The sequence below is a fragment of the Cellulomonas fimi genome (genome assembly GCF_028527925.1).
Classification (GTDB): Bacteria; Actinomycetota; Actinomycetes; order Actinomycetales; family Cellulomonadaceae; genus Cellulomonas; species Cellulomonas fimi_C.
In genome coordinates this window covers 51350-62996 of sequence record NZ_JAPESW010000002.1, presented here as the reverse complement: position 1 = coordinate 62996, position 11647 = coordinate 51350, and the positions used below count along the sequence as shown (strand labels likewise).

Here is an 11647-nt window from a genome sequence, read left to right as displayed (position 1 = left end):
CCCGACACCCGCCGACGCTCCGCCTGACCTGGGGAGACGCCTGCCCGCCGCCGGGCTGTGGGCGGCTCGGCAACCGCAGCCCGTCCCCGCGGACGACTCGGCCGACCGGACCTCGGGCCCTCCGCCGACCGGACCGCGGCCCGCACCCGTCGACCCGTGCGCGACCTCCGCCGGCCCCGCCGGCGGGATGCCGGACTTGTCGGGACCGTTCGCTAGCCTCCTGCCTCGTGAGCGAGTGGGTGCCCGGCCGGCACGTCCTGACCCCGCGCGAGGCGGAGGAGATGGCCGCGCACCACATGCGCCAGCTCGGCCACCCCGATGCGAGCGCCAACCCCGGACGCGGCGCCGACGGCGGCCTCGACGTCACCGCCCGCCACGCGCTCGCCCAGGTCAAGTTCCGCGGCGGTCGTGCGGGACGCCCGGACCTGCAACGGCTCTACGGCGCCCGCGCCGACCGCACCGACCTCGAGCTGTGGTTCTTCACCGGTCCCGGGTACTCGGACGAGGCGGTCGAGTACGCCGACCGGCACGCGATGGTGCTGTTCACGTTCGACCTGGCGGGCGCCCTCACGCCCGCGAACCACGCGGCCTCCGAGGTGCTCGACCGCGCGACCGCGCTGCTCGCGTCCGGCGGGTCGCTCGACCGGCCGCGGCCCGCACCGCGCCCGCACCCCTCCCGCGACGACGCCGACGCACGGCCGCAGCCCGACGACCCGAGCGACCGCTGGTGGGACGGCCCGCAGCACCCGGCGCCCGAGCCCGAGTACGCGGGGTGGCACTGGGTCTCCCCGGGGCGCGCGGTCCGCCGCAACGCCCTGCTCGTCGTCGGGCTGCTCGCCGGCGCGGCGGCCTGGCTGGTCGGGTCGTACCGCGACCGGCTGCACGCGCTCGCGGCCGACGTCGCGGACCTCACGGGTCGGACGGTCGACGTGGGCGAGCTCTTCGTCGGGTGCAGCGCGGTGGCCCTCGGCGCGGTCGTCCTCTACGTCGTGCAGGTCGCGGTGATGTTCCGCCTGGGGAAGCACCCGCTCAAGGTCCCGGTGCGCGCTCGCAGGCGCGGCCGCACCCGCCGCCGGCAGGCCGCGCTCCGCTGACGCGCCCCGGCGCGACGTCGGGTCAGCGACGCAGCGCCCCCGCGCCGCGGGCGAGCAGCCGTCGGACCGCGTCGGCGCGGTGGAAGACCCCCGCCACACCGACGGGTTCCACCGACGTGACCAGCCGCCGCACGCCGCCGGTGCCGAGCTCGAGGGCCGCCGACAGCACGACGGACCCCGACGCCGAGCGCACCGTGAGCGCGACGCGCGACAGGTCGGACCACGCGTCGAACCCGGGGTCGTCGACCAGCGACCGCACGGCCTCGACCTCGAGCACCTCGCCGCCGACCCGCACCGCACCCCGGTAGACGAACGCGTCGCCCGTCTCCTCGACGCGCCCGTCGGCCAGGAACGCCCGCTCGCCCCACGGCGCGTACGTGAGCGCCCCGGCGACCGACGCCCCGGTCACCGGCCCGTCGAGCGGCATGACGACGGTGAGGTCCAGGACGACGTCGGCGCCGTCGACGGACCCGCGCAGGTGCTCGACGTACCGGGCGGACGGCGGCGGCTCGGTCATCCGGGTGCACGACGCGTCCTTCGGCACCCCCGCACCGGACCGCGACGCAAGGTACCGCCGCGCGTCCCGGTAGCCCATCTGCACGAGCGAGTCGGACGAGATGCGGCCGAGGTAGAACTCGGGGTCGAGCGGCAGCGGGTGCTCGGGCTTGACGACGTGCAGCACGAACGACCGGCCGGTCGCGTCGGCGAGCGCGAGGTCGGCGGCCAGCGCCCCGGCGGCGCTCATCTCGATCATGTGGACGTACTGCTCGAGCGGCCCGTCGCCCCAGCGGCCGGTGTTGCCGATGCACCAGACCAGCCACACCTCCTCGGCGCCGCGGCGCAGGGCCTCGGTGACGTTGGCGTCGCGGACCCAGACGGCGTCGGTCCAGACGTGCCCGTCGCGGTGCAGAGGCGTGAGGAACAGCGGCAGGGACATGCCGGCGGCGAGGAGGTCGGCGTCCACGTCCGCGGCGTCGACGGCCACGTTCTGCTTCGTGGCGAAGTCGACGACGTTGAACGAGCCCTGCAACGACGAGGTGCGCACCGCCGCGTCCGAGATCCCGAGCGCCGGGAACACGCGCTGCACGAGCCCGTCGGCGTCCCCGACCGCCGGCAGGTTCCACGGGCCGGTGAGGTACTCGTGCAGGGGGAGCGCGGAGCCGAAGTCGCGCACGTCGACCTCACGCCAGCGGCGGCACATCTCGACGCCGTCGACGCCCGAGCACAGCATCGCGGCGGTGAGGATGCCCCCGGACGTGCCGTCGACGTGGTCGAACGTGATCCCGTCCTCCTGGAGCGCGCGCACGACGCCCGCCTGCCACGCGACGCGCATGCCGCCCCCCGCCGCGACGAGCGACCTCATCGCGCACCGCGCAGCGTCCGCAGGTGGACGACGAGCAGCACGGCCGTGAGCAGGTCGAACGCGGCGACGCCGAGCGCGAGCGGGTCGAACACCCCGCGCGCCACGCCGATCGCGACGGCCACCGACGCGGCGGCCTTCTGCACCGCGGCCCACAGCACGACGTCGGGGTCGTGCCGCGGCCGCGACAGGGTGGTGAGCAGGAGCCCGCCGACGACGACCATGAACATCCCGACGGTCGCGAACAGCTGCTGCGCGGTGGTGTCCTCGGCCGCGCCCAGCAGGGACAGCACGAACGACGGGACGAGCATCTGCACGGCGCCGCTGGCGACCGTGACCCAGCCGATCACGACGAGCAGGAGGACGAGCGGCGTCCGCGCCGCCCCCGCGGCAGCGCGCCGCGAGGTGCCCGGCGGGCGCGGGCCCGCATCGGCCGTCATGTCAGCGCCCCGAGCAGGTCGCCGCGCGCGACGACGTACCAGGTGATCGCGACCCACGTGACCGTCGAGCCGTAGAACCGGATGTCGTTGAGGGTCATCCAGCGGTGCAGCAGGTGCCGCAGCTCGGCGTCGTCGGCGAACTCGCCGCCGCGGATCCGCTTGTTGATCGGGATGATGATGCCCTGCCCGACGAACGTGAGGACGAAGATCCCGACGAGGCAGGCGACGCCGAACCACACCCACCGGGTGCCCCACTCGGTGACGATCATGACGATCGCCGCGACGAACATGAGCGGCACGACGCCCGTGAAGAACACGGTGGCGCGCTTGGTCGGGATGCCGAAGTGCGTGCCGACGTTGTCGCGCGACAGGCCGCGCCAGGTGGGGAACAGGAACCACTTGAGCACCCACATGGTGCCGACGTACATCGTCGCGCCGAACAGGAACCACAGCGCCGAGAGGAAGGTGATCACGTCGCCACCTCCGCGGCGACGCGCCCCTGCACCTCGGGCCGCGACCGGTCGGGCGGCGGGGGCCACGTCTCGCCGCGCCCGAGGCCGTGCACGGACTCGAGCGGCTCGCCGAACCGCCCGTCCGCGAGCGCGGCGTCGACCGAGCCGAGGGAGTCGGACGTGAGGAACCACGCCTCGTAGTGGTCGTCGAGCACCCCGTGGGCGGTCGGCAGCCACGCGGTGAACAGCGGCTTCGACCCGATCTGGAGCGCACGCAGCGGCTGGACGCCCGGTGCGTCGCCCAGCACGATGCGGGCCCGCGCCCCGGGACCGACCGCGACGTCGCCCGTCGCCTCGAAGTAGATCGTCGACTTCATGAGCTGCCCGCGGAACGCGCAGTAGTTCGCGGCGGCGAGCTTGAGCGGCAGCCCGACGGGGGCGGGCCGCTCGATCTCGACGAGCGCGCCGAACTGCCCGTCGAGCGTGTCGTACTGCGCGGAGACCGTGGTGTCGGTGACGACGAAGTCGAGGGACGCCTGGTGCTTGGGCATGCCCCAGATGCCCTTGCCGCCCTTGACGGACACCTCGGTGGAGACGGGCAGGTCGACGACGTACTGGCCGAGCTGCAGCGTCCGCATGAGGGCGAGGGGCAGGAGCGGCGGAGCCGGCCGGGGGCCGTGCGTGACGGCGATCGCGAGCGAGTACTCGATGTACTGCCCGATGTCCGTCGACCGGTAGTTGACGACGGTCGCGACGAGCACGCCACGGCCGAAGCCCAGCGACACGGGGTGCAGCTCGGTCCCGGGCAGGACGGCCCGCGCGGCGGACAGCGAGATCGGGAACGCGGCCATGAGGACGGGCGAGTCCTCGGACGACACCGGCATGGCGTACGGGATGGTGTCGACGCGCGCGGCCTGGCCGGTGAGGCGGCGCTGGCGGCGCGGGACGGGGGACGGGACGCGGGACAGCACCGTCCGCGCGGCCGAGGTCAGCAGGCTCATCGGTGCAGCTCCTCCAGGATGATCGGGTAGGTGTCCCGCCACGCGCGCCGGCCGAAGAACACGTCGAGGTGCCCGTAGCCCGGCAGGACGTGCAGCGTGTCGCCCTTGTCCGGCCGGTGCCGCGCGAAGAACGCGTGCGTCCGGACCTGCGACTCGGGCAGGTAGCACCGGTTGTCGGCGCCCGCGAGGAACGCGAAGCGCGCGTCGGTGCGCGGTGGCCCGGCGACCAGGTCGTCGGGCAGCTCGGGGTGGTCGCGCGCGGGGACGAGGTGCCCGGCGGCGACGGACTCGCCCATCTGCCGGAAGAACGACATGGGCACGTCGGCGAACTCGCCGCTGATCCAGTCGTGCGTCGCGCGGTCGAGGTTCTCGTGCGACCAGAGCGCGGGGAAGCCCGAGCCGTACGTGAACGACACCATCCGGCAGACGATGTTGTCGCACTCGGGGTGCGTGACGCGGACGACGCCGCGCAGCACCTTCGAGAAGTTGCCGTCGGAGCGGTACCCCCACGCGGGGTTGAGGTGCGGGGTGAACCGCTCGATCGGGTCGACGAGGTAGCGGATCTTCTGCCGCGACCAGAACGGCAGCACGGGGTGCAGGGACACCGCGTTCGAGACGACGGTGTCCACTGCGGGGACCAGCCCCGCGACGGCCGCCATCGTGAACGACGTCGACCCCTGGCAGTGCACGATCGCCTTCATCGTCGTCGCGCCGGTCGCGGCGAGGACGTGGTCGACCGCGGCGGGGTGGTCGAAGACCGCGGCGTCGTCGAGCGTCCACGGCATCGGGTCGAGGTCGATCGACGCGCGCCAGTTGAGCATCCACACGTCCCACCCGTCCTCGAGGAGGACGTCGACGAGGGTGCGCGGCAGCGGCGGCCGGAACAGCTCGGCGCGGACGCCGGAGCCGTGCGCGAGCATGACGGGGCCGCGCCACGGCTCGCGCGGCCCGCGGACGTGGACGAACGTCAGCCGGGTGCCGTCGCGCGCGGTGAACGGGACGAGCTCGGTGCGGTGGTCGGCCCGCGTGACGGTGACGGGTGCTTCCTCGACGCTCATGACGCGAACCCCTCCTGCGCGACGACGATCGGGTCCTCCAGCAGCCGGACGGCGGGCGGGCCGTCCGCGGGGACGGGGCGCGGTGCGCCGTCCCGGGTGTCGACGTCCCAGCGGCGGCAGACCGCGTCGACGACGAGCGGGTAGATCTCGAGCCGCCCGTCGGTGCGCAGGCACAGCCGCAGGAAGCCCTTGTGGTCGGTGACGGCCTGCCCGGACATCTGCCAGCCGGCGACGACGCCCGTGCGGCGGGACATGAGCAGCAGCGCGAACGCCTCCGTGCCGAGCACCGCGCCGAGCACGACGACGAATGGGACGACGAGCGTCGCGGTGAGCGCGGGCGACCACGCGGGCCACGGGACGGCGACGGCGGCGACGAGCACGACCAGCGCGGCGACGAGCTGCAGGCCGACGCCCGTCGTCGCGGGGACGAGCCGCGCCAGCCGGCCGCCGGGCACGAGCGCGGCGACGACGACGTGCAGGAGCAGCAGCCCGAGCACCCACGCGGCCGCCCCGAGCGCGGCCTCCGCGACGTCGGCGAACGGGCCGCGCAGCAGCGTCGGCGACCCGCCGCGCAGCACGCCGAGCAGCCCGGCCAGGCACCCGACGACGAGCAGCTGCACCACGCCCGCGGTGGCGAGCAGCCCGACGTTGCGGCGGCCCGCCCAGAACGGGCTGAGCGGGTTGGCGATGCGGCGGCGGAGGCGACGCGACTCGTCCTGCGCGGGGTACGTCGGCCCGACGCGGTCGAACGGGGTGCCGGGGGAGTCCTTGGTCCGCATGCGCGACGCGGGCGGCGGCAGGACGACGTGGTCGACGAGGTGGTCGGTCTCGCCGAGGTAGGCGCCCCCGAGGCCGCACGTCACGGCCTGGACGGCGCGCGGGTCGGCGGCCCCGCCGGTCGCAGCCTCGTCGGGCGTCCGCGACGCGTACCGCGAGTAGAGGTGCTGGTCGCCGCTGAGCCACAGCCGCACGCGCGCGCCCGTGTCCTCGCGCTCACGCCGGCCGGGCACCTGCCGGTACCGCACGACCTCGCGCTCGAAGAAGTGCAGCTGGTTGAACGCGTCGGGGTCGTGCCCGGCCTTCGCCCACGCGGGCTCGGCGGCGCAGACCACGACCGCGTCGCCGGGCCGCAGGTGCGCGGTGACGTGGGTGCGGAAGTAGTCGAGCTGCGGCTCGTCGATGTACTCGTCGAGCTGCGAGTCGAGCCCGAGCAGCCACCAGCCGGGCGCCAGGCGCACCGCGAAGTACGACCGCCGCTGCACGGTCCGCCACGCCCCGACGCTCGCACCGCGCGTGAACACGCGCAGCCACGCCGTGAGGCCGTCGTACCAGTCGTGGTTGCCGGGGATGGCCAGCAGCGTCGGCTCGGTCGTCGCGTCGAGCACCGTGCCGGGTCGGGGGGCCGGGAGCGCGGCACCGTACGGACCCGTGGTGCGGTGCTCGTACCCGCGTGCGGACGCGGCCGGGTAGACCTCGTCGCCGCCCATCACGAGCACGTGACCGCGCGGCAGCGCGAGCGGTCCGTCCGGCCCGGCGACCTTGAGCTCGGGCTGCGCGAGCAGCGTCGCGACGGTGTACGTCGCGTCGAACCCGTCGCCCAGGTCGGCGACGAAGTCGAGCCACAGGTCGCCCTCGGGGCGGTGCGCGGGCTCGACGAGGCCGCCGGGCAGCGCGGCCTGCACCTCGCGACGGTCGCCGTACGTCGTGAACACGGACGCGAGCACGACCTTGAGCGCCGTCCGGGCGAGCTCGGGCGGGTCGAGCCAGCGCACCTGCGGCTGCGCGACGAAGCCGAGGTCGCTGCTGCGCGGGACGAGGTCGCGACGCCTCATCGGCCGGCCCTCGCGGCAGCGGCCCGCACCGGAGCGGCGCGGCGAGCGGCGAGCCTGTCCGCGACGTACACGTCCCACAGCTCGCCGAGGAACAGCCGGCCGAACTGCGCGAGCGCGGCCGCGCCGGCGTCGCCCTCGGTCCGGAACGTCGTGAGCTGCTTGGCGAGGTCGAACGGCTTGATGACGAGCACGCCCGCGCCGATGGTCCCGTCGGGCAGCTCGTCGTCGCGCATCCCGTCGAGCACCGCGAGCGCCTGCGCGTGCGTGGTCGCCTCGGGCGGTGCGACGTGCCCGGACAGGACGCGGACGAACAGCGTCGTGGTGTCGGCCCACACGTCGAGCCCGCGGTCGTCCTCGACCTCCTTGGCGCCGACGAGCGTGAGCGGTGACCCGGCGGCGTCGCGCAGCCACAGCCGGTAGAGCATGCGGCGCCCGGGCGTGCCGCCGGGGTGCACGAACAGGTTGAACCAGCCGCGCTCGACCTCGAGCCGCCCGCCCAGGACGTTGGACTCGACGAACCCCGTGGCGTCGGCCCGGTGCAGCGGGTCGGCGACGAACGCCTCGATGTCGGGGGCGGTGATCGTCAGGACGAACTGCAGGCGGTCGCCGAGGCTGCGCGCGATCTCGGCGCCGTGCCGCGGGTCGGTCTGGTCGAGCGTGAACGGCCCGACCATCCGCTCGGTGAACGCGACCGACGTGGCGCCGGGCGCGCGGGCGGCGAGCGCGCGCGTCGGTGCCGCGATGTGCGTGCGCCGGGGTCGCGACCAGTCCTGCTCGAGCATGCGGGTCGCCGCGCGGTCGGCCATCGCCGCGATGGTGAGGGACGGGTTCGCTCCGACCGGCCCGGGCATCGCGGCGCCGTCGACGACGTGCAGCCCCGCGTGCCCGCGGACCTCGCCGTACTCGTCGCACACGCCCTCGCCGACGTGCCGGCCGATGGGCGCGCCGCCGAGCGGGTGCACGGTGATGACGCGCTTGGCCCACCACAGCGGGTTGTCCTGGAAGCGGGCGCCGAGCTGCTCGCCGACGCGCTCCATGGTCGCGCGGACGTCGTCGAAGTAGGCCCGCGACGTCGACGTGGTCCAGTTCACCGCCAGCCGCCCGTCGTGCAGCGACATGCGACCGTCGGGGATGTCACGTCCCATGCCGAGCAGCGGCAGCGACCCGGCGGAGAGCCGCCCGTCGCCCAGGAGCGCGGACAGGTCGGCCGACACGTTGGACCGCCCCTGCGCGAGCACCCGGTTGCGCACGACCTGCCACGCGAACGCGGCCGCGCGCCGCGCGGTCGAGCGCAGCTGCGCGGTCTCGACGAGCCAGCCGAGGAACCCGGGGAAGCCCGCGTCCTCGACGTAGTAGCCGCGTCCGGTCCACCCGTCGCCGTCGAGCGCGTCGGGGCGGCGGATCGCGGTCGTGATGACAGGGCCGTTGCCGCCGTCGACCGGCAGGGGCTCGCCGTCGCGCGTGCAGTCCAGCAGCAGCGTCAGCAGGTCGCCGTTGCCCGAGAAGCGCGTGCCGAGCGCGGGGCCGAGGCCCGGCAGCGACGCGCGGCTGCGCAGCAGCAGGAAGGTGGTGCCGAACGTGCCGGCGCCGAGGATCACGCGCCGGGCGACGATCGAGCGCTCCGGCAGTGCGCGGGTCCGGGTGTCCATGTCGCCGCGCGCGCCCTCGGGGTGCACGACGTAGCGGACGAGGTAGCCACCGCCGTCGAGCGGCCGCACCGCGCGCACCTCGTGCAGCGTCCGGACGTCCGCCCCGTGGTGCGCCGCGGACGAGAGGTAGGTGTGGTCGAGCGTGTTCTTGGCGCCGACGTTGCAGCCGATGTCGCACTCCCCGCAGAGCGTGCACGTGCGCCGGTGCGACCCGGGGTGGACCGTGCCGTATCCCGCGGCGGGCAGGTCCAGGCCGGGCGCGGCGTCCTCGTCGGGACGCGCGAACGTGACCGCGAGCGGCGGTCGGATCGTCGGCATCCCGAGCGCGACCGCGGCCTGCTCGACGGCCCGTGTCTTCGGGGTGTCGTCGTACGGGTAGGGCGTCGCGCCGAGCATCTTCTCGACGACGTCGTAGTGCGGGTCGAGGTCGGCGCGGCTGATCGGCCAGTGCTCGTAGCCGCCGCCCGGGAGCGGCGAGTCGTGCACGAACCAGTGCTCGTCCTTGCGCAGCAGCACGTTCGCGTAGATGAGCGACCCACCACCGAGCCCGCTCGACACGAGCCCTTCCAGCCCGCGGAACGACCACGCGTCGAACAGCCCGTAGAGCTTCTCGCTCGGGTCCCAGAACGCCCGGCCCATCTGCGCGGGCGTCCGGGCGAAGTCCCCGGGCCCGTAGCGCCGCCCGCGCTCCATGACGACGACCTGCTTGCCCGTCTCCGCGAGCCGCTGCGCTGCGACCGCGGCGCCGAAGCCCGAGCCGACGACCACTGCGTCGACGACCTCGAGGCCGCCGTTCCGGATGTCCATGACGTCTCCCCGCCCGCGCGCGAACACCGACTGCGCCCCCTGCACGGACAAGAGGTGTGACCTGGGCCACAGATACACGGCCCGTAGGCTGGTGGACCGTGCAGTGCCCCTACTACGACGCGGAGCGGTGCCTCTCCTGCACGTGGATGGGGCGGCCCTACGCCGACCAGCTCGCCGCCAAGCAGGACCTGTGCGCCGACCTGCTCGCCGACCACCACGACCTCGCCTGGCTGGAACCCGTGGCCAGCCGTGAGGAGGGGTTCCGCAACAAGGCGAAGATGGTCGTCGGCGGGACCGTCGACGCCCCCACGCTCGGCATCCTCGACGCGGCCGGCGTCGGCGTGGACCTCCAGGGTTGCGGCCTCTACCCGGCGTCGCTGTCGGCGACCTTCCCGGTGCTGACCGCATTCGTGACGCTCGCCCGCCTCGAGCCCTACGACGTCCCCGCGCGACGCGGCGAGCTCAAGCACCTCCTGCTCACCGAGTCGCCCGACGGCGACCTCATGCTGCGGTTCGTGCTGCGCTCGCAGGAGGCCGTCGCCCGCATCCGCAAGCACCTGCCCTGGCTGCGCGTGCAGCTCCCGCGCCTCGTCGTCGCGTCGGTGAACCTGCTGCCCGAGCACAAGGCCGTGCTCGAGGGGGAGCGCGAGATCCTCCTGACCGAGGACGAGACGCTCCGCATGCGCGTCAACGGACTCGACCTGCACCTGCGCCCGCAGAGCTTCTTCCAGACGAACACCGACGTCGCCGCCGCGCTCTACCGGCAGGCGGCCGCGTGGGTCGACGAGGCCGCGCCCTCGTCCGTGTGGGACCTGTACTGCGGCGTCGGCGGGTTCGCGCTGCACGTCGCCGACGGCTCGCGCGACGTGGTCGGCGTCGAGACCTCTGCCGAGGCCGTCGCGAGCGCGACGCTCACCGCACGCGACGCGGGCCTACCGCGCACGACGTTCCGCGCCGACGACGCGACCGCCTTCGCCGTCGGCGCGTCACCCGCCGACGTGCCCGACCTCGTCGTCGTCAACCCGCCGCGGCGCGGCATCGGCCCCGAGCTGGCCGGCTGGCTCGAACGGTCCGGCGTGGAGACCGTCGTCTACTCGTCGTGCAACGCCCGCTCGCTCGCGCGCGACCTGGCCGCCATGCCGTCCCTGCGCCCCGTCCGCGGCCGCGTCCTCGACATGTTCCCCCAGACGACCCACTACGAGGTCGTCACCCTCCTGACCCGCGACGCCGTGGCGTAGGCGTTCGACCGCGGGGCGTCAGGCGGTCAGCGCGACCCGGCGGGCCGCGGCGCTCATCGACGGACCGTGCGCCGCGAGGAAGGCGTCCCGGCGGGCGGCGTCGATGCGACCGACCTCGCGCAGGGCCGTGCCGACGGGGCTCTGCACGAGCGGGTCCCGGTCGGCCGCGAGGAGCGCGCAGATCGCGAGCGCGTCGTCGACGTCGCCGAGGCGGACGATCGCGAACGTGGCCACGACCGCCGTGCGCCGGTGCAGCGGGTCGGGAGACGCGGCGAGCGTGAACAGAGGTGCGCGCGAGCGGTGACGCAGGTGCAGGCCGACCACGCGGGGCGCCGACCGGTCGATCAGATCCCACGCGACCATCCGGTCGAGGTGGTCCATCCACACGTCGTAGAGCGCCTGCCGCCCGTCGTCGTCGAGCCGCGGCGCACGGGCACGGAAGTCGAGCACGGACACCCCGACCATCCGCGACTCGTACTCGTCGCGCTCCAGCAGCGCCGCGACCTCCGAGAGCGGCAGTGCCCGGTGCTCCTTCGCGACCGCGAACACGGTGCCCATCCGAACCCCGACCACGCTCAGCGGGACGCCGACCATGCGACGGGTCGTCTTCGCGTGCTCCCGCTGGTCCGCGTGGCGGCGCAGCTCGTCGACGACGTCCGTGGCGGTGCGCACCCGCCCACCCTCCCGGCGGCGAGCGCACGGCGTCAACGTGTCGG

At 74.7% G+C, this 11647-nt stretch carries 10 protein-coding genes; 2 read left to right on the top strand and 8 right to left on the bottom strand.

Annotated features, from left to right (window positions below; genetic code table 11):
• The first annotated feature begins 227 nt into the window (after positions 1-227).
• A complete protein-coding gene (locus tag OMK64_RS01235) occupies positions 228-1094 on the top strand; it encodes a restriction endonuclease (protein ID WP_272726139.1) in 867 nt (288 codons plus the stop codon).
• Between the two features lie 22 nt (positions 1095-1116).
• Here OMK64_RS01235 and OMK64_RS01230 read toward each other — a convergent pair whose 3' ends face one another.
• Genes OMK64_RS01230 through OMK64_RS01200 form a run of 7 tightly spaced genes read right to left on the bottom strand, consistent with a single transcriptional unit; the run spans position 1117 to position 9693 of the window.
• A complete protein-coding gene (locus tag OMK64_RS01230; RefSeq protein ID WP_272726138.1) occupies positions 1117-2457 on the bottom strand; it encodes a patatin-like phospholipase family protein in 1341 nt (446 codons plus the stop codon).
• Positions 2454-2894, bottom strand: a complete 441-nt coding sequence (locus OMK64_RS01225; protein WP_272726137.1) for a hypothetical protein — start codon at positions 2892-2894, stop codon at positions 2454-2456. The genes OMK64_RS01230 and OMK64_RS01225 overlap by 4 nt, the downstream gene beginning before the upstream one ends.
• The gene (locus tag OMK64_RS01220) at positions 2891-3367 is read right to left on the bottom strand and encodes an anthrone oxygenase family protein (RefSeq protein WP_272726136.1); all 477 of its coding nucleotides are present in this window, start codon (positions 3365-3367) and stop codon (positions 2891-2893) included. The genes OMK64_RS01225 and OMK64_RS01220 overlap by 4 nt, the downstream gene beginning before the upstream one ends.
• Positions 3364-4347: an acetoacetate decarboxylase family protein gene (locus tag OMK64_RS01215; RefSeq protein WP_272726135.1), complete on the bottom strand. Its 984-nt coding sequence runs from the start codon at positions 4345-4347 to the stop codon at positions 3364-3366. Before OMK64_RS01215 ends, OMK64_RS01220 begins: the two co-directional genes overlap by 4 nt.
• Entirely contained in the window at positions 4344-5405 is a 1062-nt protein-coding gene (locus tag OMK64_RS01210; protein WP_272726134.1) for an alpha/beta fold hydrolase, read from the bottom strand. Before OMK64_RS01210 ends, OMK64_RS01215 begins: the two co-directional genes overlap by 4 nt.
• Complete coding sequence (locus tag OMK64_RS01205; RefSeq protein ID WP_272726133.1) at positions 5402-7237, bottom strand: hypothetical protein; 1836 nt, start codon at positions 7235-7237, stop codon at positions 5402-5404. Before OMK64_RS01205 ends, OMK64_RS01210 begins: the two co-directional genes overlap by 4 nt.
• Positions 7234-9693 (bottom strand): GMC oxidoreductase, encoded by a 2460-nt coding sequence (locus OMK64_RS01200; RefSeq protein WP_272726132.1) that lies wholly within the window; start codon positions 9691-9693, stop codon positions 7234-7236. Before OMK64_RS01200 ends, OMK64_RS01205 begins: the two co-directional genes overlap by 4 nt.
• A gap of 98 nt (positions 9694-9791) precedes the next feature.
• On the opposite strand from OMK64_RS01200, the gene rlmC reads away from it, so the two are divergent.
• Positions 9792-10931: a 23S rRNA (uracil(747)-C(5))-methyltransferase RlmC gene (gene rlmC / locus OMK64_RS01195; RefSeq protein WP_272726131.1), complete on the top strand. Its 1140-nt coding sequence runs from the start codon at positions 9792-9794 to the stop codon at positions 10929-10931.
• An 18-nt stretch (positions 10932-10949) separates the two neighbouring features.
• Here the strand turns inward: rlmC and OMK64_RS01190 are convergent, their stop codons facing one another.
• Positions 10950-11603: a DNA alkylation repair protein gene (locus OMK64_RS01190; RefSeq protein WP_272726130.1), complete on the bottom strand. Its 654-nt coding sequence runs from the start codon at positions 11601-11603 to the stop codon at positions 10950-10952.
• Between the last annotated feature and the right edge of the window lie 44 nt (positions 11604-11647).